Origin of the sequence: Anaerobiospirillum sp. NML120511 (assembly GCF_023050955.1) — a bacterium.
GTDB lineage: Bacteria > Pseudomonadota > Gammaproteobacteria > Enterobacterales > Succinivibrionaceae > Anaerobiospirillum.
On the sequence record NZ_JALKIK010000042.1, the window covers coordinates 1 to 25,676 of the forward strand.

At 55.2% G+C, this 25,676-nt stretch carries 6 protein-coding genes, 2 tRNA genes and 1 rRNA gene; 4 read left to right on the forward strand and 5 right to left on the reverse strand.

Annotation, left to right across the window (positions count from 1 at the left end):
• The first annotated feature begins 3 nt into the window (after positions 1 to 3).
• From rrf to MXE39_RS10390, 4 genes are all read left to right on the forward strand, one after another.
• Positions 4 to 119 (forward strand): 5S ribosomal RNA (rrf, locus tag MXE39_RS10375).
• 14 nt (positions 120 to 133) lie between these two features.
• Positions 134 to 210 (forward strand) — tRNA-Asp (locus MXE39_RS10380).
• 14 nt (positions 211 to 224) lie between these two features.
• Positions 225 to 300 (forward strand) — tRNA-Thr (locus MXE39_RS10385).
• Positions 301 to 1,224: 924 nt separating this feature from the next.
• A complete protein-coding gene (locus MXE39_RS10390) occupies positions 1,225 to 1,545 on the forward strand; it encodes a hypothetical protein (RefSeq protein WP_247074057.1) in 321 nt (106 codons plus the stop codon).
• Between the two features lie 33 nt (positions 1,546 to 1,578).
• Here the strand turns inward: MXE39_RS10390 and MXE39_RS10395 are convergent, their stop codons facing one another.
• The 5 genes from MXE39_RS10395 to MXE39_RS10415 all read right to left on the reverse strand — a co-directional run bounded on the left by MXE39_RS10395 (position 1,579) and on the right by MXE39_RS10415 (position 25,583).
• Entirely contained in the window at positions 1,579 to 8,454 is a 6,876-nt protein-coding gene (locus MXE39_RS10395) for a DNA translocase FtsK (RefSeq protein ID WP_246978576.1), read from the reverse strand.
• 233 nt (positions 8,455 to 8,687) lie between these two features.
• Entirely contained in the window at positions 8,688 to 12,443 is a 3,756-nt protein-coding gene (locus MXE39_RS10400) for a hypothetical protein (RefSeq protein WP_246978578.1), read from the reverse strand.
• Between the two features lie 258 nt (positions 12,444 to 12,701).
• Positions 12,702 to 15,257 carry a hypothetical protein gene (locus MXE39_RS10405; protein ID WP_246978580.1) on the reverse strand — a complete coding sequence of 852 codons (2,556 nt, stop codon included), beginning with the start codon at positions 15,255 to 15,257 and terminating at the stop codon, positions 12,702 to 12,704.
• Positions 15,258 to 15,653: 396 nt separating this feature from the next.
• Positions 15,654 to 22,862: an FtsK/SpoIIIE domain-containing protein gene (locus MXE39_RS10410; protein ID WP_246978581.1), complete on the reverse strand. Its 7,209-nt coding sequence runs from the start codon at positions 22,860 to 22,862 to the stop codon at positions 15,654 to 15,656.
• 300 nt (positions 22,863 to 23,162) lie between these two features.
• Positions 23,163 to 25,583: a hypothetical protein gene (locus MXE39_RS10415; protein ID WP_246978583.1), complete on the reverse strand. Its 2,421-nt coding sequence runs from the start codon at positions 25,581 to 25,583 to the stop codon at positions 23,163 to 23,165.
• Positions 25,584 to 25,676: the final 93 nt, after the last annotated feature.

Consider the following 25,676-nt stretch of genomic DNA (forward strand, 5'->3'; position numbering starts at 1 on the left):
TTGTCTGGCGACCATAGTGCTGTAGTCCCACCTGTCCCCATTCCGAACACAGAAGTGAAATGCAGTAACGCCGATGGTAGTGCAACGTACGATTGTGTGAGAGTAGGTCATCGCCAGACTTAATTTTAAATGCGGAGCGGTAGTTCAGCCGGTTAGAATGCCTGCCTGTCACGCAGGAGGTCGCGGGTTCGATTCCCGTCCGTTCCGCCATTTATCTTCGATGTGCTGATATGGCTCAGTTGGTAGAGCGCACCCTTGGTAAGGGTGAGGTCCCGAGTTCGATTCTCGGTATCAGCACCACTTTTAAACTGACCACCGCAAGGTGGTTTTTTCGTTTCTGGCCCCTGCAAAAGCAGAACGCCGTCAGCCCCGGCTGCAGCGTCTGCGCCGCCGCAGCCGGCCCGCGCAGGCTCCGCCTGCACGGCCCAGCCCATCATGCAGGCTAACGGCCAGTAGCAGGACCTGAACGTCCACTCCGGCCCATGAACAGACCACCGCAAGGTGGTTTTTGCGTTTCTGGGGCCTGCATTTTCAACGGACGGCCGCTACTCTCCGCATGTTCAATCAGGGTGAGCAGTCCTTATAGCCCTTGAAAGCGAGCAGTAACAGCAGCAGACACGGACAAGGCGCTCGTGGCGGCTGATGCTGATGTCCAGAGGGCGCAGGCCAGTGGGGCTGGCATCTTATCATGCTATGAGCAGACATCCTTTCATGCTATGAGCCGGCATTTCCCGAACTGCTCAGGCAGGTCAGCACATAATATGGAGTCCGGGATTATGCACCGGTGCTGCTTTTCTTCCGGGGCGAGCTCAGTGCTATGAAGCTGCCGGGTATAGCGCTCATTGGCAGCAGAAGCTGCAGCCTGACAGTTCAAAGGGCCTGCCATTATCTGGCTGCTGAGTTTGCGCGCATATGCTTTTGCATTATTTCCGGTATGTCCATGGGCTGTGACACCAGTACCCACAGAGGCGCTCTTAAAGCAGGCGGGCGTACGGCCACATTTGTGGGCCATGGGCGCGATACTGTATTTCCGCCTCAAAACCGCAGGCTTGCTCAGGAGATAGTGCTAAATGGTGGACTGCTGCTCTCTGAGTATGATTTGGGTGCGCCGGTCACCAGATACACTCTGGGGGCCTGCGCTCGCCTTCAGGCGCTCTTGCTCTGGCCAATGTGGTCATTCAGACCGGAGTAACAGGCGGTAACATGCATGCGGCAAGGAGCTGTGTGAACTCAGGCAAGCCGCTTTTTGTCGTCAAGTACTCAGATGAGAGCACTGACAAAGCCGAAGTAATAGCAGGTAACCATATGCTGGTTCGTGAGGCGGGAGCCAGGTACATCAGAGGTACAGACAATCTCGATGAGCTGGCCCTCAGTATACTCAGTTCCTACAGGGCTCAGTCCCGCCAGCGGTCAATACCGTATGGTCAGTGTGCCTGGCTGCTGACGTCAGGTGCAGCCAGCTTGTCGCAGATCAGCGCGGATGCGCTGCTCAGAGCTGCGCTGAGTCTGGCTGCCGGCCTGACTGCACCAGACAACCGCACATAAAGGAAAGGCAGCCCCTCGGGGCTGCCTTTCCTTTTAAGTGCGCAGGACGCCGTTTTCCTTCAGCCTGTTATAGATTCGATTGGCCTTTGAGAAGTCAATACCCAGAGACTGCTGGAGATCAGATACCTGCGGAGAATAGAGGTTCTCCTTCTGCCAGTTTTTGACCATCGCATGGGCCCGGGCATAGTCCTGGTCCATGCCGGAACTGAGAGGGATCTCAGGCTTTGCATAGTTCTTATCGAGCAGGCCGTCAACATACTCGGCTGTGCCGCAGCGCTCCTTCCATGCATTAACTACGTAATGGACATCTTCGTTTGAGACAAAGCTGCCGTGGGCGCGTAAGGCCACGGCACTGCCGGACATCTTGTAGAGCATGTCGCCCTTGCCCAGAAGATTTTCGGCTCCGGTCTCATTGAGGATGACTTTGGAGTCCATGCCACTTTGAACGGTGAAAGCAATACGTGATGGGAAATTGCTTCTGATAGTGCCGTTAATGACTTCAACACGAGGAGTCTGAGTAGCCAGAATCATGTTGAAACCGGCAGCACGTGACTTTTGACCAAGACGGCCAAGCAGGCTCTCAACACTGACCTCATCCTTCTTTTTCTTGCTGCTCTGAGCCATAAGGTCGGCAAACTCCTCAATGACTATAAGGATATTAGGCAGCGGCTCGAGCAGCTGAGGCTCTGGAGACTGCGAGGCTGTCCAGAGCGGATCCTTAACAGGATTGCCCTCATTACGTCTGCGTTCCACCAGTTCATTGAACTCACTGATCTTCCTGACACCCACCAATGACATCAGCTTGAAGCGGCGCTCCATTTCATCGACACACCAGCTAAGGGCCTTGATGGTGTTCTTCTCTATGTCATCAGTAATTACCGGAACCAGCAGATGAGGCAGGTCCCTGTATAAGGACAGCTCCAGCTGTTTAGGATCAATTAACAGCATGCGCAGTTGTGCCGGTGAGCGCTTGAGCAGCAGGGAGAGCAGCATGTTGTTAAGACCTGCAGACTTGCCTGAGCCGGTAGTGCCTGCCAGTATCAGGTGTGGCGCATCTGCCAGGTCAACCATTATCGGCGAGCCGGTTACTGATACACCGAAGCATACAGGCAGCTCCATGCGGCAGTTCTGGAACTCATTGCTGTGTACCAGATCGCCAAGGTGCAGGCTGATACGCTTTTTGTTGGGAACCTCAAGGCCAACGTGAGGAGTGCCTTCAACTACAGGCACAACACGTATTGAGGCAACAGTAAGCTGACGGGCAATATCGTTGGCAAGTTCGGTGATTCTCTTGCTCTTGGTATCACTGCTCAGCTCCAGATCGTATCGGGTAATGACCGGGCCTGTTTCATGATTAACCACATGAGCTTTGACCTTATAGCCTGATATGGCCTGGTTGATGATATCGATGTTATTGCGGATGTCATCCTCGTTGTCATATGCAGAGTCTGAAGAGTGTGACAGATTGTCCGCCACCGGTCTCCAGCTGCCATAAGAGCGCCTTGGTACAGTGATCATGGGCAGGGAACGTGGCTCAGCATAAACCACAGTCTCATCATCCTGACTGGCCGCAGCCTGGCCCTGCGGCTGTTTAGCAGCCTCAGGATTTGTACCAGGCCCGTGTGTGACTGGAGGAAACTCCTGCTGCGTAGCCTCATATACAGGTGCTCCCGGAGTTCTTGGCTGCTGTGTATCCTCAGGCTTTACCTCAGGTGCAGGAGCGGCAGGCTGCTGCGGCTGTGTCTGTTGCTGAACCTCTGGCTTTGCTTCAGGTGCTGGGGTGACCGGTGGCTGGGGCTGCTTTGGAGTCTCAGTCTTTACCTCGGGTGCAGCAGGCTGCTGGGGCTGGGGCTGTGTCTGTTGCTGAACCTCAGGCTTTACCTCAGGTTCAGTGGCGACAGGCTGCTGGGGCTGCCGGGACAGCGGCTGAGGATGTTGCGGCTGCTGAGGCCATGGGCTGGTGGTCAGGTCCAGGGTGCCCTGAGGGTTGAGGCTGATGATCTGGGGGCCGTTGCGGGTCAGATACTGGTTGAGATCTGACATCTCGGCACGGGCAAGCAGGTTGTCGAGTACGCGGCAGTCTGTAGCGCCATCGCTGCCCTGGTTGCCTGAGCCATGAGTGCTGCGCTGCTGGTCAATGTAGGCATCAAACATCTTTTTGATGGCATTGCGGTGCAGGCACAGCTGAATGATGCGGCGGCCGTCGCCTGACTTGTCGCTGAAGTCAGGTATGGCAGCAGCAGAAGCAATGTCATTGGTATCAGAGCCCTTGCTGTCGCTGTTGCAGGCAAATACCAGGGACAGACCGCTGACGTGAATGTCGACATGGCCTTCGTTGATGATGTTGATGATCTCAGCAAGCTCGGCCGAGTCGGCCTTGGTGGCTACTCTGCAGTTGTCGGTAATCATGCCGGTAAGACGGGCCAGCCACTGATGGCGGTCAGCATGATTGCCATTAAACGGCTCGCTTAACATCTCAGTGGAAACGCGGGCCTGACGGGCTGACTTGTTGGCATCAGTGCGGGAGAACTGCTGCAGGAACTTGGACTCCAGGATCTGAATGGCCAGCACATAGCGGTTGCGTGGCATACCGTCGGTGGCCTGCTCAGATGTGGCCAGGGCGATGTCAGGGTCGTTGTCAGGGGCGATGTCTGCATTGCCGTCTGACTGGGCATCGGCCTGAGGGTACTCGAAGATCTGCATGCCCAGAATGTCGGCAAGCATGCCCTTTCTTACGGTGAGCACTGACATGTAGTCATCAAGAGACAGGAAGACCGGGCGCGGCATGGAATTTACGGTCTGCAGACCGTACTCATGCTGGAAGCGGGCAAAGATCTGTGCGCCCAGGAAACGGGACATGACATTGCCTGTCAGCTCCATGGTGTTATGACGGCGGCTTTCAGCGCGCAGCACAATGCTGCCTGATATTGCTGAAGCATCACGGCGGGCAGCATCGATAAAGGTCTTACAGTCGTCCTTGCGGTCGCTGCACAGATTGTCGTAGATACCTGTGAGCCAGCGGTCGGTATGGCTGCGCGGAGCGGCAGATGACACCATGAAGTTGATGTCGCTGTGCTTGAGGCGGCTGTAGTAAACGAGGCGGCGGTGGTCTTTTTCAACAATGCTGCGGCACTGCAGCTCATCCATGAAGGCCACGACTTCGCTGCGCTCGTGAACGCTGTTGATGAAGTCATCCAGACTCTGATGATTGTGGCCTTTCTCGCTGACATCTGACAGATAGCGGAAAGGCAGGTCCGATTCAAAGGTGGCATTGTCATGGCTGCGGCTGTCAATGTAGGCCATCAGCTTCTGACAGGTCTGGGCGCTCCTGTCGGCATCAGACTGCTGGTCTTCAGCAAAGAGTATGGAGTTGAACCATACTATGCGTTCGGCTGTCTGCATCTGATTGATGATATAGCGGCTGGCAGTGGTACCTGAGCTGTCTGAGGAGCTGTTGCGGTTGATAAGAGATGGCTGGGCATTGATCTCGTCGGTCAGCACCGGCAGTCGTGAGCTCTGCATCTTGACAGAAGAATGGCCGTCAAAGACGTGGAAAAGCAGGGCCACATCAGCAATACGGGTAAAGTCAGCCGCAGTTTCAGCGCAGTAGTCTGCACAGGAATTGCCATCGGCTGATGCCCCATGGCCGTCACTGGAGCCGACAAAGGTACTATTGCCTGCAGAGGCACTGCCGCCTGAGGCATTGGCCATGTCTTTGTAGATCTGAGTCATCACATCCTGGCTGAGGGTATGAGAATTCAGATAGTTGACCAGGGTGCCGGTGGCATTCTGATCCCTGATATAGGCAAGAACGCTGATATTGATGCGGTGCTCAAGGTCAAGGCGGACAAACTCAGGAGTGGTACGCAGGCGCTCAAAGGTACGGTACAGCTCCTGGGAGAGCTGCATGTCGCGGTTGACAAAGAGGATCCTGAAGCTCATTTTGCTCAGACCTTTGGCAGCCAGCAGCTTGCGGTACAACTCGGTAGCCAGATCCGGGAAGCGGCACTCATTTACCATGATGGTAAAGCTTTCAGGAGGATAAGGCTGGGAGCTTATGTAGGTGCTGATGAAGCTGATAATCTCGGTGATGCTGTGTTCAGCACTGATGAGCGGGCTGAAATCATGTCCGGATCTGGACAGCTCATTGTAGAGCGTATAGCCCATGTAGTTTTCACAGGCAATCAGCGGGTAGCGGCTGCCTGTGCTTTCAGCCGGATCAGCAAGGCACAGCTCAGGGGCGTCGACATAGTTGATATCGGCACTGAGCGTATCCATAAACATGTCAGGCTCACATACATCAGTCTGATTTAACACTCTTCTGACTATAAGCGAGGTCAGGCGCTCCATGCGGGCAGTAAAGCCACGCATGCTCTCCACGCTGAATGGCGATGCTATGGCCGTACCGGTGTGGTTGACCGGCCATGCCATGCCGGTCTGCAGCAGTACAGAGCTCAGAGCACGCATGGCAGAGCGCAGATTGTTATCGGCATTTTTGTCATAGCCCAGGGCCATAATATGCCCCTGGAGCAGGGCGTAGCAGCGTGACAGTTCCAGTGCCTGATCATAAAGCAGAGCGCTGTCGCGCAGCGACTGCAGGCATTCAAAGTAGCGATCAGTAAAGTTGTCCCACTCTTCACGCAGCTTCTCAACTTGGTCATTGATACCAGGGTATGAGGAGGCATGCTCAGTCTTGAGTCTGTTGAAGATGCGGTTGGCCTCTTCACTGAGGTTGTGACTGTCATCAGGTCTGAACAGGGCAAGACCGTCCTGATAGCCGGCAAAGGCACTGCCGGACTTTAAGGTCATGACCAGCTTTTCGGTGCTCGACAGACCGTACAGGCGCTGCTCATAGGATCCGGCCAGCAGGCGGCCATAGTTGAGAATAGCGTCGAGATCATGGGTAAAGCGCAGCGGGTTGTCCTTATCTGCGGACCATGTAATCTGGTACCTTTCTTTGGAGGCGGTACCGCTGAGGGTAATGTTGACCTGGAATTTCAGCTGCAGTGCTTTGGCGGCAGTGCTCTGTGAGCGTGAGTCAGCCTCATCATCAGATGCTTCATGTGCCCGCAGGAAGGCCTCATAGTTGATAACAGGACTTACAGGACTGTCCTGGTCGGAAGGGGCTGAGGAGCCGGCACCTGAAGCCAGCTGTGGCTCAGGCAGGGTAATGCCCGGTCCGGTCACGAAGAAACGGCCCGGCAGCACACGCTGCAGGCGGGCAAGGTAAGGACCGAAGCGCATGCTGAAATATGATGCAGCCTCATAGTTAAAAGCCATCATATCGTCATTGGAGACATCAAGCGTCAGCTCAATGCGTTCAATGCTCTGATCCTGGGTGAGCTGCAGATTGAGAATGCAGCTGGTCAGAGAGAGCATGAAATTGCTGTCACTGTAGGTGCCTGTGCCGAAAATCAGCTTGCGCCATTTGTTTTCCAGCGTCGATTTCTTCTCAATGATGCGGCGGTGGCTGCGGTAGAACTGATATAGGACAGCCTGATCCTCTTTGCTCAGACTTTTGGCTGTCTGGTCAGCAAGGCCTGCTACCTCTTCGCGCTCCTCATCAGTTATGTTTTCGTCTTCACTGATTCTGTGAGCGTTGAAGTGATCAACTGTCTGCTCCCAGAGAGTCTTCTTGTCGGCCTTTTTGTTCTTCGGCTGGAACAGAGCTTCAAGACAGGTGTCCCAGTCAATACGGCACAGCAGGGCAAAAGCATTGCTGTAGCTTTCCTGCTCGAAGTGGCTCAGGGCGCTCAGATAGTTTCTGATAATGGCATGCTCTGTGGAGCTCAGAGATGCATTGCCTTCATCATCATTGACGAAGTTATTGAGATAGTTTTCAGCTACCGTTTTGAACTTCAGCTGCTGAGTTTTGCGACTGATGGTGATATTGCCGGTTCTCAGCGAGCTTCTTGACTTGAGCATTTCGTTGAGGCGGCGGCTATAACTGGTCTTTGTGCACTTGTCGAGGTTGGAGACAGTAAACAGACAGCTGTCTGATGGCAGTGAAAAGACATTGAGGCTGCGGCCCATGGCACGGCGCAGGTCGATGATCTCCTTGCCGCCCTCCATGTTCCTCCACACAGCGCAGGCCCATATGGCAAGAGTGTATGGATTGACGCTGATGTCAGATGACTTGCACAGCAGGCTCAGCACTGTCTTGAGAGGATCCGGGCCTTTCTGACAGCTGTATACCGGAAGACCGTACTGGGCTGAGCAGACAGTCATGAAGTCGGTGACATGATCCACAATGCCCTCGATAAGACTGTTGCTGTCGATTTTGACGGCATTGCCTATGGTGTCGCGGGTTTCCTCAATGGTGGCAGCACAGAGAATGATTTTGCCCGGAACAAAGGAATTACGGGCATCTGCAGCTGTAGTGTTGCTCAGGTAGACCAGATTGTCCGACTCGTTTTTCATGAGCGAGCGGTTAATCCTCATATCAATGATCGAGGCCGGATTCCAGCTGCTCTCAGAGCTGTCCGCTTCCTGTACGCTCTCATCTTCATCATCACCGCCCTGACCTGAAGCAAAAGCAGGTACTGCACCTGATAGCTGCAGCTCCAGGATACGGTCGCAGATCAGCCTGATGGTATGGCTGTCCAGGTTATCAAGAACTATGATTCCAAGGCCCTGCTCGCCATTGTTGCTGGCACTCATATACTGCCTGTATGTAGTCGGCAGCAGCTCAGTCACCTTTGCGGCACCGGCTATGGCAATCAGCCTGTCGGCCATGGCCTTATGCTCGTTATGCTCAGCAAGTACCGACTTGCGCAGATTTTCGAGCGCGGTCTTTTCTTCATGAGTGAGCACAGTCAGATCATCCTGAGCGGTAACAGCTGCTGCAGCTTCCCTTTCATGAGCGGAACGAAACTTTGGGGCAGTGCATAACATTGAGCTTGCTTTCATGGGGGTAACCTGAAAAAGAGTTGATAGGGCAGACAGGGAAAGTAATCAGCTTTTACAAATGCTTACGGTATGTTGCTTCCTGGAATTCATAGAGTGCAGGCTCCAAGGACCTCATCAGCATACAATCAGACTGATTCAGTATCATGAGTATATGACTCATCATGAGCCAATGCTCCAGCAATGGCCATGGTCAAACCATACCTGACGTGCTGGTCTATACCATGTATCAGCCATTACCATGGCTTCTTGATGTAATCGCACAGGTCGCTCAGGCGGATGAGCATGTTCAGACGGTGCAGGGTCTTTTTAAACAGTGCCTCGTTGAGCTCGAAGTCCTTTTTGTTGATGTTGTTTTCCATACGGTTGCTGTCGTGATACTGATAGGCCTCACGTGGACCAATAACAATATGCCAGCGCTCGTAAAGGATGTTCATGAAGTCACTGAGCTTCATGTACTCACGATCTCCAAGCACGGTCATGACCAGAGTTTTGGTCAGGCTGTCACTCATGCTGTATTGAGTTAAACCAGGATTGCTTTTGCCTATGCCAAGGCCGATTGCCTGCAACATGCGAAGGTGTATGCCATGCATATGCACATCGCGATTTATGACTACATCGCACATGGTATCAATTAGTTTGTCGCAATTGTCCAGCGAGCGGTCAATCTTACGCAGAGCGTTCTGCTTGTCCTTACGGGCTTTTTCATTGTCCTCATCGTCAACAGCTTTGTAGTCAAAGTCGAACACGGCCAGCAGCAGATGCTTGAGAAACTTCTGCTCATCACTCTTAAGAGCACTCTTGCGGCGCAGGAATGGCGCAGCCAGGTCAACTGCCCTGTTCATACGATGACGCACATAAGCTTCCTGGCTCTGACTTAACAGATTGTTGTTCTCACGGACGCGATCCATGGACAGGCGCTTGATGGCCGGAAGATCTGCATCCTCAGGACAGATCACCATATTGATATCCATTACCTGACGCTGAGTGCTGGCTCCACGTCCGGACTCACTCTTAAGCGTGTCTTCATAGTCGCGCAGACAGTTACACATTTTCTGCTGCTGCTCAGTAAGGAAGACCAGCAGATAGAGGGTGCAGATCTGGCTTAAGGCAAGGAAGAGATCCTGCTTGCTCAGCTGCAGTGAAAGCAGGGAGTTCACGTCTTCAAGCAGGTTGCCAAAGAGCTTGAGATCCTTGTAAGGCAGGTAGGAAACAGGGCGGCAGAATACGCTTTCACCGCAGTAGTTCTCGTTTATGGCCTCAGCACGGGCACGGGCTACGGCTGCGTTGCCATCCTGACATTCAGCTGCGAATTTCTGAAGATTGAAAAGGAATATGTTCTCATCGGCCGAGCCCTTGCGCTCTTCGGTATTGACCACAGCACAGCGGTTGATACGGGCGGCCAGCTCATCTACAGGATCTTCGTTGAAGAAGCGCTCAAACAGCACTCTTCCGGTATCTGCAAGTTTGCTGTCCGGATCCTGGGCAGTAATAAGTGAACAGCCGCGCTGGAGCATGGCATAGACAAGATGTCCCTGACCGCCCATGATGTTGTTCTTTAAGGAACCATCGGTCACAATCTCATTGAAGATGGTGTTCAGACCGTAGGTAAAGACAAAGCGGGTACACCACTGACGATTGGTTTCATAGTCAGTGGAGCTGTAGCGCAGCAGATCGACAGCCTTCTGGAAGTTGGTAAAGCTGCCAAACTCTTTCTTGAGCTGCTCCAGCATCTCATCGGTAATCTCAAACAAAGCTGCTTTATTATCGTAAGCGGTATTGTTGTGACGGTTGAATCCCTCTCGCCATACCTCCCATTCCTGCCCTTGAGACAGATCTCCTGCGGCATTGACGGTATTAAGAACAGGGTTGTTAAAGAGTATGCGGCGCAGCATCAGGCGCTTGAGTTTGACTGCCCAGACACGCCCGAACTCATCTTCGCCACATCGACTTAAAGGATCGGCTGGATTACGAGATGCCAGTACCTGGAAAAACTCAATCAAGGTGTGCTCAGGCATTTCAGAGAAATGAAAGCCGTGGCTCATATAGCGGTCTTCGAGCACAAAAAGATTGCCTGATCTGCAAGGAGAACCGCTGTAGCGCTCACCAAGGAACCTGTCTTCACACAGGTCGATATAGCGCATATAAGGCTTGAGGGCATTTTTGATGGACTGAGCATCATGTCCAAAGAGCATGTGGGCCTGAGTAAGATCAGCCGGGACAATCAGCTGGCCGTCAGAGAGCTGCCTGCGCATGGCCTCAAGATCGTCATCTTCCTTAACATAAACCGGCCTGAAGTCACCAGGCTTCAGCCCCTTCAGGCTCCCATCATTATCACCATGGCCGTCAGAGTCTTTATCCTGCTCTCTGCCAGGACGCACTGAAGCACCTGACTGAGCAGATCTCGCAGCAGCCCTGCCAGGCACTGCAGCAGCGGCGGAAGCCGAAGCCCCGGCAACAGCAGAGCCGGAGGCTGCTGATGCATTACTGGCCACTGCCTGTGATGACCTGTCTGACTGAGCTGCAGGTTGAGCAGGCTTGCTGCTGACTTGATGACTGGCTGATTGCTTTGAGGCAGCATCATTAGAACCGGCAGCGCTTGCTGCAGCCGATGCTGTTGATTGAGCTGATGCAGACGATGCAGTTGAAGCGGCTGCTGATTCAGAAGGCTTGCTGCTGACTTGATGACGGGCTGATGGCTTTGCAGCATCATCATTAGATTCAGCTGCGCTTGTTGCAGCTGATGAAGTTGAAGCGGCGGCAGCCTTAGCAGCATTGCTGCTCACTTGTTGAGTGTCTGCGGCCTTTTTGGCAGCTATTAAAGATGCCATTGAGGCTGTACGTGAACCATCATGATTATGACGCAAATGCAGCTTGTTTGAGGTTTTGGCTGCGGCTGCAGGCTGTGCAGCTGTGCCTGTATTTGACTGTGCAGCGGAGGCAGCGCATGCAGCTGTAGCTGTAGTTGACTGTGAGGTTGTGCCTGCAGCCGCTGATGAAGTTGCAGTGGCAGGACGGGCTGCAGCGGCTGATGTGCCTGCAGCAGCTGGGCCCGCCGGTGCAGTCGTGCTGGCTGGACGGGAGGCTGCAACAGCACCTGCATTTGATTGTGTGGCTGTACCTGCAGCTGCTGATGAAGTTGCAGTGGCAGGACGGGCTGCAGCGGCTGATGTGCCTGCAGCAGCTGGGCCCGCCGGTGCAGTCGTGCTGGCTGGGCGGGAGGCTGCAACAGCACCTGCATTTGATTGTGTGGCTGTACCTGCAGCTGCTGATGAAGTTGCAGTGGCAGGACGGGCTGCATCGGATGATGTGCCTGCAGCAGCTGGGCCCGCCGGTGCAGTCGTGCTGGCTGTCCGGGCGGCTGCAGCAGCGCCTGCATTTGATTGTGTGGCTGTACCTGCAGCTGCTGATGAAGTTGCAGTGGCAGGACGGGCGGTTACAACAGTGCCTGCAGATTCTGATACTGTACCTGAAATAGCTGGGCGGGCAGCAGCGGCCGCTGGTGCCTGTGATGCGCCGGCAGCAGGGGCAGACGGCGCGGTCTGGCTTGCTGCGGCTGCCGGGTCGGCTGCAGCCGGGGCTGTGGCGGTGGTGCGGGCCTGGGAGGACTGCTGCATCTGGTTGAGGCGCTCCCGGGCACGGGACACGGCCATGGTGTCCTGGCGCTCGCCAGTGGATCCGTCCATCTTCCTCAGTCCCTGTTCAGCCCTGTTAAGAGCCTGCTGCTGGAGCTGTAAATGTCCGTCTGTATGGGGGGCGCTGTCCGCCGGGCGTGAAGATGCCTGAGGCAGAGTGTTAAGGCCACGGTGCTCCTCAAAGCTGCGCATTTTCTCCACAGCACTGCGTACAGCTTCATTGTTGAGATTCACCTGAGGCTGCAGTAAAGATGAATCCTTGCGGCTGTCAGTTGCAGGCACACCTGTACCAGCTTTATTCTGCTCGGACTTTTTGTCTTTGCCGCTGTCACCAAATAATCTGCTGAGGATGTTCATTGTTGAAATTCTTTCTTGCCGGTTAAGCTGCCCCCGTCCGTCACTGTGAGAAGGGCGGGACTGCACAATCAGGCAGGGAAGAGCTTGCTGCCATGCCTGAGCTGAAATATTTTGTCTGATGGAGGCTTGACTGACTGCAGGTCAGAACTGGTCATGGAAGTACCGGCAGCTGTCGACTCTTCGTCAAGCAATGCTGTGGGACGTATGCCTGGACTGAGTTGACAGTGACTGGTATTTTCGCCGTGATAAGCCTTAAGGTCAGTTGGTGATACGTCCCTGAGTATCGAGACTGCAGAACCTCAGATTGCCAAGGCGCAGCTTTCTGTCTGAGGAAGCACTCTGGTCACTGGCGGCCTGGGATGCAGTGGTAATCAGATAGTCGATACGGTCCTTGAACAGGCTGACCTCATCTGCACATTCCGGGGTAAAGGAAACAGCACTCTGTCCTGACCCCAGAGCCATGAGGTAGTTGAACAGCCTTGGAGTCAGAATGAGCCAGGCAGCGGCATCGGGCTCACGGCCTGATGAAGTGACATTCTCAGGATATGAGATGAGATCGCTGGCAATGACACTCGAGGAGTTCTGACCGGCCTTGCGCATCAGTTCACTGAGCTCCTCATAATCGAGCAATGCATCACCAGAGAGCATCTCCAAGTTTTTCAGATCTTTCATTTTGCTCATCCATGCATCAATCTGCATGATAAGAGGTGCCTGGTGGCGGTCGCCATTGAGCCTGCCGTCGTAGTAACCAGGGGTATTATCAAGTTCGTTCTTAAGATGCTGCTGCAGGCGGCTGCTGGCGTTAAATGCCTTGAGTATGGCTTCATTACGTGGATCAGAAGCATCTGTATTTTGCCGGGCGGTGGCGCTGGAGCGGTAGTAGACCAGAGCCGGAATGGCACGGCTGTCCTTGACCAGGCCGGAGTGAACCAGCTTGATGACATTGCTGAAGTTTTCAGGGCTGCCATCAAAGGCAATCTGATAGCGGTTGAAATCAGGAAGAACGCTGTAGGCGGCCGGATTGATTCTGTTGTTGGAGGTGATGAAGACCTTCTTGTCACTGTTGATTACCGGCAGTGAGGTAAAGGCGCGGTTAAGTCCGTTGATAAGCTGCCCCACAGAAGGAGCAATGGACTCGTCATCAAGATTGAAGGTGGTTCTCAGAAGCTGCTTGGTCTTAAGGTAAGCAGAGCCATAACTGATTGCAGTCATGTCCCATTCATTGAACAGGGCGTTCGGGGCTTCAGGCATGACAAAGAACAGCTGGCGGCGCAGGGCCTGCATGCAGCCGTGCATGGTCCTCTGCTGAGTGAGGGTAGCTGCGCTGCTGCCATCGCTGTTGATGTGGTCGCGAATCTCATCAATGCAGTCATTGAGCTTTTTGAGCATGCCCACTTCATCACATGAGGTTATCAGAGCCCTGTGAGCGGCCGCTGCCGGACTGCCTGGGAGATTGCCCTTGAGGATGAAGCTGTCGGCGGTGCGGCACCCGGTCTTGCCTACAGCAAAGAGCTCGAGCAGTTTGAAGACCGGCAGCTCTGTGGCCGAGTTGTCATAAATGGCAAGTTCATCTTCGGCCTCCTGACGTCTGGTTTTGGTCATGTTGCGGCCCAGCAGATTGTCAAAAGGAGAGGTGCGGCGATCGCTCAGTTCCTTTTTGTTCCTGCCCAGAGCGTCATTGAGGGCCTTGGTGCAGCTGTAGTAGCGCTTGGAGTCGCTGTTGCCCACCACGCCGTTGGCAACAATCATCAGGATGTTGCGTACGGTGAAGTTGATGCCATTGTCACGGGCCAGCTCAAAAACGTCGCAGAACTTGTTGATAATGCGATCCGTACGCAGGACACGGCGGTTGGAGTAAACAGCACACTTGCTGCAGGCCTCACAGCCTTCGCACTTTTCCCAGCCCTCATGATCAAGCACGCTCAGGAAAATATTTCTGACGGCCTGACGATCAAGGCAGTCAGTCATGGTCAGCAGGGTAAGGAAGTCACAGGAAAAGACACGTCGGGTCAGCATGTGCTTTTCCATGTCTGCAGCCAGAGTGCTCAGTGACTGGCGCAGCCCGGCATCGCGGCTGCGGATATAACTTTCACAGTCCTGGAAAAGCTTGAGAATACGACCATTGTTGCCGGCAATCAGTCCAATGGTGACATAGTCCCCGGCGCCGTCAGCACCGGCTGCCCTGTCAGCTGACGCGCCGGCGCCTGCAGCGTCTGCAGCGCCATACTCACGGGCGCAGGTCTCCAGGGTCGAGACAATCAGGGCCATGTCCTCTTTTGACTCAACAGTAGACAGATCGCTTACTGTTACCAGTCTGACCGGGCGCGGGCGGTTCTGGCCGGCCGGGATGATGATGGTGCAGGCGCGGAAGGTACGGTCATCGCTGCTGCGCTTGACGGCGGCACAGACTGAGCTGTCGGTGAGCTCGAAGTTATCGGAGGTGACGCACGGAGTGGTCAGGGCATTACCCTGGGCATCAACAGGAAGCACACGCCAGACGCCCGAGATGGACAGATCCCAGGTGTCGGGAGTAAGGCCGAACAGCTGAGCGTCGGTGCACAGGCGGCGCATGAAGTGGGTCTTGCCGTCACCGGCCTGACCGTTGAGGATGAAAATCTGGGAGCGGCCCTGCTGAACGCAGGCGGCTATCTGATCGCGATAGCTGTTCTGGCGGGGCATCTCAAATAAGAAAGGTCTGATGCCATTGAGACGTGCTGAGTTGCGTACATGTTCATCATACTGTGCATTACTGCTGACATAAGGACCGTAGTCCTTGAGGTAGCTCAGGAATTTGTCGGCGGCTTTGTTGGCCATAAAAACTTCCTTACGATAGTTGAGATGAACACTATGCTGTAAAACAGCAGTACAGGCAGAGCAGCAGGCAGGATTCTGCAGCGCAGATCCTGGCAGGCCGCATACTTTTACGTATCGGCAGACTGTCTAATTGTAGCAGAAAAGCGTGTAAACAGGCCGTCCATGGCAGAAGCTCAGTATCCAAAACGAGACCAGCTCACATTATCTCGAGTGATTTGACCGCATGTGGAAGATTGAGTATGACAATAACTGTCCTTTGATCGGTCACGCCCGAAAATCAAAGGCAGCTCCAGGGAGCTGCCTTTTTAAATGGAATGTTGCCGTCCAGCGCCGTCACTCCATGACAGCACTGCCTTGCTTTGTACCTGCGCAGCACAGCTGAGCGGGCGCTGACTGTTACCTGGTGGGCTGCTGGCGCAGCTGGTACTCGCGGGTGATGAGCGCGATCAGATCTGTGGCGGTGCGGCGGTCGATGAACGGAGACTGGGCAATGACGCCGTCGCGGCTGTCCACAATGGCAATCATGTGGCCGTAGCCCATGAGAGTGCGGGCGTCGTAATCGTTTGAGCTCAGAATGATGCCGGTATCGTGCTGGCCGTTGACCTTGAGGCAGATGCGGTTGCCCACATTGCTCTTGATGCGGCCGTTCATAACCTTGCTGTCGGGGCGCTGGGTGCACAGCAGCAGGTGGATGCCGGCGGCACGGGCTTTGTTGGACAGGCGGGTGAGCATGTCCTCAAAGGCCTTTGCCATTTCGCCGCTGGTGATTTCTGCAAACTCATCAATTACCAGCACTATGCGCGGCATGCGGTTACGGCCATGCTCGCAGGCCCGGGCGTTGTATTCATCTATGTCGCGTATGGATGAGCATGAGCCCTGCTGCTGCTTGATCTCTTTGGTCAGCGATCTCATGAGCTTAAGGCGGCTTTCCATCTCATCAATAATGTGACTGAATGCCGGGCCGTATTCATCAGGGCTTACCAGCACTGACTGGGTATGTGGCAGGTCAGCAAAGTCATCAAGCTCGGCTCCGCCCTTTGGGTCTACCAGATAAAGCTGCAGCTCCTCAGGGGTATTGGTCAGCACCATGTCCATGATGAGGGCATTGAGCAGGGTGGACTTGCCTGACTTGGTGGCACCGCCTATCAGGGTATGCGGGGAAACGCCTCGGAGATCAAGATAAACAGGGGCGCCGTCGTTGTCGCTAAGACCTATGAGATAGCAGCTGTTAAAACCAGTGCAGGTATGGCCCTGCCAGCTGAAGTTATCCACATTGAGTCTGCGGCTTCGCAGCAGGGACAGATAAGGCACAGGACGGCGTTCATTGCCCGGCCAGCTGATATTGAGCTCATAGGCATGCTGCACACTGCGTACAGCAATGAGCTTGATGCCGGCATCACCTGTATACAGCTTTTCACTCAGGTCGAGGATCTTCCTGCTGCTCAGATCGTCATGGCCGCTAAGGCGCACACAGGCACCGTTAGGAGTCAGGGTACTGCTCATGACATCAGCAGGCAGTCCGGCCTTGTGCATGCACTCGACCAGGGCTGCCACAGCATGATTAAGCCCCTCCTGACGCTCAAGCCCGTCCTGCTCAACAGTCACATCCCGCTCCACGTGGCGCACATAATCATCAATGAGTGGATGCTCGCTCCAGAACCTGACCAGGGCCAGGCGCTCAGGCTCCGTAAGCAGCTCAGCCGCGCTCTGTCCGGCCCCGCCTGCGGCGGCGTCATGGTTATTACCATGGCCACGGTCGGCCGCGCCGCCGCTGTCGTCAGCTGCAGGCTGCTTTTCCTCAAATCCTGGAGCCAGAGGCGGGATGACCGCAGCCCCGTTCTCCTTTGCCTTGAGCACAGCCTCCAGATTGGCCTGAGCCCTGGTCTTTCCTGGAGCTGCAAGGTCGATATCGCAGTACATGCCCCCACCGTCGCTGCTGCCGCTGTGAGGACCCACTCCCGAATCAAGGTCAATGTCATTAATCATGGCGTTTGTGCCTGCACCAGCGCCTGCGCCTGCACCGGAAGGAGCGCCGTCACCTGAGCTCAGGCCCAGCCTGCGCAGTCTTTCAAGCTGCTCATTGTGCAGGCCGGTCAGGTCTTCGTTGAGCGAAGCGGCCGAGAGCGTGGCTCCTGAGATCTGATTGTAGGCATGGTTCTGCAGACCAATGAACTGAGCCGGCGCACCAGGCTCACTGTTGCCCATGCCGACAGCGCTCAGGACAGAATTATGACCGTTGTCCTGTTCACTGAGCACGCCGGCCCTGAGTTCATTCTGGCCAACACTGAGATCATCAGTGATTTCCATGACCGTGTCGTTACGACCAGGCACATCATGGCCAGAGCAGGCATCAGCATCAGCGCCTGAGCCCGTATTTGAACCGGCAGCAGCGCCAGCGTGGTTGCCAGGAGTGAGTTCAGGCTCCTGATCGTTATGAGTAACGCTGCTGTTGGCTGCAGCAGTAGTACTGTCTGTGACTGAGGTTGTTGCCGCAGCCGTGGCTGAACCTGACTCGGCCTTAGAGGTATCTGCAGCGGCTGAAGCTGTAGCTGATGCGCGGGCGGCGGCAACGGCAGCTTCAGCTGCAGCTGAGGCGGCCGGGGTGAGCGGGATGCTCAGGTCAATGGCAGGGTGGTCCTTGATGGTGTAATGGCGGCCCAGGGCTGACAGGCGATCGATGCTGTCATCGGGCATGCGCAGCTCAAGGTCCGGCAGCTCAAAGCGGCGACCTGACTCTGTCTGGTGGCCGGTATCGCGGTGCCACTGACACAGGTCGCTGAAGATCTTTTTGACATCTGAGCGGTTCAACACAATCTGCAGCACCTCGAAGGCATTGTCCTTATGGCCGGCCTCAACTCTGGCCGTGGAGGTGTTGTGCCCTGCATCGCTGTTGCACTCGCAGACTGCGGAAATGCCGCTGACATCCACCAGCACATGCCCCTGGTTGATTTCATGAATGACCTGCTTGAGGCTGTCACTCAAAGCGCTGGAGCGGGCGTTGCAGTTGTCGGCAATCATGCTGGTAAGGCGGGTGAGCAGCTGCATGCGGTCAGCCGTGCCCTTCTCAAAGGCCGAGTAGAACATGTTGGCTGTTTCACTGGCCTGCCTGATGGACTTCTTGCGGGCCTCAGGATCATTTTGACTGAGGAACTTGGACTCAATGACCTGCACGGCCAGCAGATACTGCCGGCGGCGGCCCGGTCCGGCCTGAGTACCATCGGCGCCGCTGACGGCCGCGCCGGCACCGGCTGCGTCAGCTGCGGCAGTGCTGCCGGGCAGGCAGAAGATCTGCAGGGCCAGGATGTCGGCGCGCTGCTGACCGTTGAGAGCAAAGATGTGAGCGTAGTCATCAAGAGAGAGGAACACGGGATGATCCATGGCCTCAACAGGATCCACGGCCATGTTATGGCCATATTTTGCGGCATGCTGTCTGAGCACGGGCTCGGATATGAAGCGTGCCATGACCGTACCGGCCATTTCCATGGTGTTTTTCCAGCGGTTTTCAGCACGCAGCAATATGCTGCCTGATATGTCGGCAGCCCTGAGTCTGATGACATCCACAAAGTCACGGGCCCTTAACATGTGGCCACGGGCATCAGGATACAGGCTGGCGTACAGATCCTGGAGCCAGTGACTGGTCCAGGCACGCTCAGCTGTGGAGGACACCAGGAAGTGGACATTATGGTTGCGCAGATGACGGTAGTAGACCAGATGCCTGTCCTTCTGACGGAGAATGCTGCGGCATGGCAGCTCATCGATAAAGGCTGCAACCTCGGCCTTGCTGTGCACCTCATCGAGCAGGTTCTCATCAGGATCCTTGAGGGTCATGAACGGAAGGGTCACCTCAAAGAGCTCGTTGTTGTCGCCAGGGCCGCCGGCGCGGGCGCTGCTGACGCCGCCATTGCCGCCCATGCCGGCTGTGCCGGCTGTGCCGGCGGCAGCGTGGGCGCGGATGTGGCGGTCGAGGCGGCGGCACTCGTCCAGGCTTACCTGGTTTTCGCTGAGCAATGCAAGGGAGTTGCACAGGCGGATGCGCTCGGCTGTGAGCACATTGCTCACGGCACAGCGGCGAACGCGGGCCTCTGATGACTGATCAAAGATATTGCGGCTTACTGAAGAGGCGGCAACGGCGCTGTTGTCAGCAATGGCCGGCAGGCGGGTTCTGACGAAATCAGTGCGGGCGCGGGCATCAAAGCTGTAAAAGAGCACACCCAGGTCAGCAATGCGGCTCATGTCATAGCCTGACATGGTGCTCTGAGCACTGATAAGACCGCTCTCCAGGGCATTGCGGTTGAAAAAGCAGCTGTAAGTGCCGGTGGCATCATCGCTGTTGACCACAGGTAGTACGCTTACCTGTACCCGGTCAGAGCTGGTGATGCCCTGCAGCTGACGGCTGCTGCGCAGCATCTCAAAGCAGCTGTAGATCTTCTGCGAGTATCTGATGTCGCTGACAAAGAGCAGATGGAAACGTGTGCCCTTGAGACCCTTGAAGTCTCTCAGGCGCTGGTAAAGCAGCTCCGCCAGCTCAATGTCAGGGCAGTCTCTGACCATGACAGTAAAGAGCTCAGGGGTAAAAGGACGTCCTTTGACATAACTGTCGATAAAGCTGATGACCTCATCGGTGCATACTGATGGAGGCACTGGCGCTGACGAACCTGCAGGCATGACAGCAGCTCCGCTCCTGCTCATGGCGTAAGCAGCACGCAACGGGCGGTAGACCGTATAGCCTGAGGTGTACTCGGAGGCAACCAGCAGCTGTCCGCGCTGATCGTCGCGCAGGGCGCACAGATCAGGGGCATCAGGCGAGTTGATTTCTGCAGACAGGATGTCCATGCAGCGGCGGGCCTGCCAGGCCGAGCTGCTGTTTCTGACTTTGCTGACAATGAGGTCGCACAGGCGCTCCATGCGGGCGGTAAAGCCACGCATGCTCTCTACGGTAAAAGGAGTTGCCACGGCACTCAGACCATCGCTGCCCTCAGGATAGGCCATGCCCACCTGCAGCAGTGCTCTGAGCAGCTTGTGCAGGGGATCAATGCAGGAGCTTAAGGTACTTGAGTCGGCAATGACATCATGAATGCTGTGCTGGAGCAGGGCATAGCTTACTGACAAAGCGTAAGCATGTTCATAGCGCAGCTGGCACTTGCTCATGATCTTAAGACAGTCCATATACTCACTGGTAAAGGCTTCCCACTGCTCTTTGAGAGCAGTAATCCTCTCAGTCAGAGAGCTGTCGGCATCGGCAGCCCGGCCTCTGAGCACCTCAAAAAGATCCTGGGCCTGACGGCTCAGATCAACGGCATAAGCGCCTGAGAACATGCTGCTGCTGCCGGGCATGGTGCTCTTGTTTTTGAGGGTCATGCTGAGAATTTCATCTTCAGTCTGACCGAAGATGCGCTGACGGTAGGTGCCGCGCAGCAGACGCTTGCTTTTGCTTCTGGTAAGACATGACAGATCGGTGCTCAGATGAACGGGCACGGACTTGTCCATCTTCCAGGAGAAAGAGAGCTTCTCCTCTCTGGTGCTGTTGCTGAGCTTGACTATGAGGAAGAACTTGATCTCATTGTCAGGCGTGGAGCTCTTTTTCGTTGATGATTTGCCTTTTCCTTTGCGCTTTGCCGGTCTGGCCGCAATGAAAGCGCCAAAGTCAGTGAGCGGATCAGGCAGCTGCTGGCTGCCGGTCTCGACCTCGGCACTGGCTGCGCTGACAGCGCCGGCGGACGCGCCGGTGGTGCTGTCAGCCTGGCGAAATGGCAGGCTGATGACAAAGATGTCGCCCAGCTCCTCTTTGAGGCGTCTGAGATATGGGCCAAAGCGCATGCTGAAATAGTGACCGGCATGCTCATTGAGGTTTCTTATCTGATTGCTGGTGAGATTGAGCTTAAGGGTAATGCGCTCAATACAGGTACCGTCCTGACAAGGGAAGTTGAGCATGAGCAGACGGGCCAGTGAGAGCATGAAGTTGTCATCAGTGGCGCTCTGGATGTTGTAGATGCGCTTCTGCCAGTCCTTGTCGATCCGGCTGTCAGTCTGGATGTGGTTGCGGTGCGCAAGGTAAAAATTCTCAAGCTTTTCCTTGTCCTCATCGCTGAGGCTTTTGATGCCGGCATTGGCCAGAGGCTTGATCTCAGCCTCTTCGGCGGCGGTAATGTTCTCAGACTCGTCAGTGATGTTGTCACGGATAAGGCTGGCCGTCTGGGCCCACAGTTTCTGGCTGGACTGGCGGCGTTCGCTGCTGCCCAGCAGATTTTCCAGCACATCCTCCCATTCAAGAGTGCACAGCAGCTCAAAAGCCCGGGTCAGAGCATCACTGTCCCGGGCCTGCAGGGCGGCAAGCCAGTTGCGGATCAGGGCATGGCCTCCATAAGTCAGGCGCTCTCTGTCCTCCTGGCGGCGCCAGAAGTTGTTCAGATAGTTTTCAGCCATGGCCTGAAAGTCGAGATCTTCGCCCTTGCTGTCACGGCCCTCCTTAAAGCTGCTGCGGTTCCTGAGCACGGCGGCAGCGGTGGAGCCATGCCATGACTGGCTCTTCTTTCCGGTCTTGCTGAACATGTTGCTGTCAGCAGGGAATGAGAGCACCTGCAGGCTCTGGCCAATGATCTGCTCGAGCGATGCCGTGCTGCCGGCACTCTGCAGTCCCCTGATCACGGCACAGGCATAGCGGGCCAGATGGTAAGGATTGCTGACATAGTCAGAGCGGTCGAGCTCATTGAGCACCTGAGTGATGATGTTTTCATCGTTTTTGCTGTCAGCTATGGCTATTTCCAGTTCGGCGGCCTTTGCCTGAACAAAGGCAAAGGTATTGTCGACAATGCTGCGCATCAGAGCCTTGTTGTCTATGCGGCAGTTCTTGTGACCAAGGGTGTCTGTGTTTTCGGTGGACAGGGCGGCACACAGGAGCTTGCGGCCGACGGCAGTGGTATTGCGCGCATCAGTGGCGCTGAGCTCACAAAGCCATGGCAGATCATCAGATCCGCTGGTGATATTGCGGCTGTTGACGGCAAGACAGATGCACCGGGCACGGTCACTGTCACTCCAGTTGCTGATTTCAGGGGCGGTAAGACGCTGCTCCTGAGTCATGGAGCTGTAGCACTGTGCGCCCATGGCTGCAAGTCTGTCACAGATAAGTCTTATGTACTCTTCCTTGAGATTGACCATGACCACAATATCAAGGCCGCTGTTGCCACCACGATCGCTTAAGTACTCCTCACGTGATCCCGGCAGGAAGTCGAGCACACAGCGCATACCGGCAAAGGCAATGAGCTCGGAGGTGAGATTCCCGGCGCAGGCATCAAGAGCCTGCTCACTGCGGCTTTGCGCCCATGAGGATCTGACAGCCTCAAGGGCCTCACTCATAGGCTGACTTAGCAGGCACAGATCACTTAGCGGCCTTTCCTGATCTTCAGACCAGTCCGGCTCGCTCAGATCAGCCACACCCCCTGCGGCTGCTGCCGCAGCATTCACCGCTGTCGCATCGGCTGTCGCAGCAGTCACCGCAGCCGCATCGGCTGCCGCAGCAGCTGCCGCAGCAGCGCCTGCCGGGAGGCCATCATCTTGCGCAGCTGCCATAAGACAGGTACTGGTATGCAGGAATGGAGTGAGTTTCATAACAGATAATCTCCCGGTGGGATAACAAAAGGAGCAATAAGACAGTGGTAATCGCGGCAATCAAACCCATGCCGACCCGGCCCGGCCATGCATAGACCGTCCTTGCACAGCCTGGCCATGCCGGAGCAGGCATCTGCAATGCCCGGCTGAGCCAGGATGCCCGGCAAATGTCAGCGCACTTACCTGCACGGGCTGTATGAGCCATAAACATGGCCGGACTGATGGGCAGGGCCCATGCTTCAGGCCGTATGCGCTCTGAGTGGCACAAAGGTACTGCTGGACGGGGAGTTGAGGCCCGCATCAGGATGGAAGTCTGATGTACTCGCACTCGTCGCTCAGGACCAGCAGCATGTTGAGACGGGCCAGGCTGTTTTTGAAATGCTTTTCGTTGGCGTCAAAGTCATCTCGTCTGATGTTGAGGCTTTCATCCGGACTTGAGTGATAGTCATAAGACTGCTCAGGGCCGATGACGATGTGGTAGCGCTCATACAGGGTTTTCATAAAGTCGCTGAGCTTCATGTGTGCGGCTTTGCGCTGTCCCAGTACTGTCAGAACCAGAGTGCGCAGCATGCGGTCGGTCATGGTGTAGTACATGTTGCTGGCATTGCGGCTTGATGAGCACATGCCTATGTTCTTGAGCAGGGATCGGTGGACGTATCTGGTGTGGCTGCGGTGTTTATCCAGGTCCTCAACTGTGTTTTTTATGAAGTCTGCGCAGCTTTTGAACACTCCCGGATCAAAGTCATCAGCTTTCGGGTTGAAGTCATCGATGCCCCGGTTAAAGCAGGCATGACGAATGACATAGAGCAGATCTTTCTGGGCGTCGTTCAGATCGCCATCCTTTCTCAGGAAAGGACAGGCAAGGTCAATGAAGTTATTAAGACGGTAGCGCACACTGGCATCACGGCTTATCGACATCAGTTTGTTGTTTTCATCAAGACGGTTGTGAGAGAGGCGGGCAAGGCCACGCAGACCGGCATCTTCGGCACACAGTACCAGATTGATGTCATCTGTCTTTTTCTGAGTAAGGCTGACAGATCGGCCCTCACGGGCAGCCTGCTGTTCATACTCATGCAGGCCATTGCAAATCTTCTGCTGCTGCTCGAGCAGATAGACAGCAAAGTTGAGGGCGACCATGCGGCTTAAATGCATGAACATGTCCTGCTTGTTGATTTCCCATGACAGCAGGGCCTCAATATCTTCTCTTAGCCTTGTAAAGACCGGCAGGAAGCGGTAAGGCAGATAGCGGGTATCAGTCCTGTCAACAATGCCGCCATCCGGAATTTTCAGAGCACGCAGAGCGCTGCTGCGTTCGTTATAGTCCTCATAGGTAATTGCACTGTTCTGAAATGCTCTGACCACCTCGCTCTCATCACAGCTGCAGGACTGTCCGTTAATGACTTTATACTCACTGGCATTGATGAGCATGGCAAAGCGCGCAATCTGATCCTGATCTTCAAAGAAAGTCTTAACAAGGTGTCGACCAACATCTTCACAGCAACTGTCAGTCGCGCAAACTGCAGCCTCAGCAGTGCCGTTGCCAGTACGGCATTCAGTGTTTTTACACCCATGCATGGAGGCCTGCTGGTCTTCACAGCAACTGTCAGTCGCGCAAACTGCAGCCTCAGCATTACCGCTGCCAGTACGGCATTCAGTGTTTTTACACCCATGCATGGAGGCCTGCTGGTCTGCACAGCAACTGTCAGTCGCGCAAACTGCAGCCTCTGCATTACCGTTGCCAGTACGGCATTCAGTGTTTTTACACCCATGCATGGAGGCCTGCTGGAGAGCGTAATCGCGCTGCAGCATGGTGTAGAGTATGTGTCCCTGACCGGCCATGATATTGGACTTTCTGATCCCTTTCTTGTCGATCTCGGTAAAGATGGTGCTAATGCCGAAAGGGAAAAGGAAACGTGTCGACCAGTCATGGTCGGAGTTAAGGTCAATGGAGCTGCAGCGCAGCAGGCTTACGGCACGGGCAAAGCTGGCAAAGCCTGATGCGCCGTTATCCTGGGTAAAGGCTTTTCGCAGTCTGAGCAGGGTGTCATCATCAATGCATACAGAGTCTTCAGAAGTACTGGCAGCATCGCTGTCGAACTCAGAGGATTTGTCGCCGGATTTGCCCGTGGAGCGGTTGTGCTCGTTAAAGCGGGTCTGCCATTCTTTCCAGCAGGCCTCATCGTTTTTGTTTCCGATCGAGATGGTGCCGGTGAAGGGATTGTTAAAGACAATGCGGCGCAGCAGCAGACGGCGGGCTCTGTTAAAGACGGTGCTGCCATACTGGCTGCAGCACTGATCACTGAGAGGAGCAGCAGGATTCTGGGATGCCAGCACCTGCAGCAGTTCGAGCATCATGTGCTCAGGGGGCTCATCTTCATGCAGGGCATAACCCAGATACTGACCACGCAGTATATAGTTGACGCCCTGGTTGTCATCAGGCCAGCATGGCATGCGCTCACCAAGAAAGCAGTCTTCCTGCATTCTGATCAGTGCTGCAATGGCATCAAGGGCAGCCCGGCCTGCATCGCTGTCATCAAAAATAGCCTCAGCCTGATCCATAGTGGAGGGCAGGATCAGCTTGAGCTCCGTATCACCGGCCTCAGGATTAAATTTGTTGGCGCCCTCGCGTCGAATGCGATCGGCATAATCATGGTCAGAGGGCTCAAGTCTGGTAATGGTGCAGGCGCTTAAGCGCTCTTGTGGAGAGGAGTAGGTGGTCATAAAGTCTTCCTGAGTTATCTCAAGCCCTTGTCATCTGTGCAGACTGCGGCATTGCCTGTTATCAGAGCTGCAGCGTGCAACTCCCGTTATCTG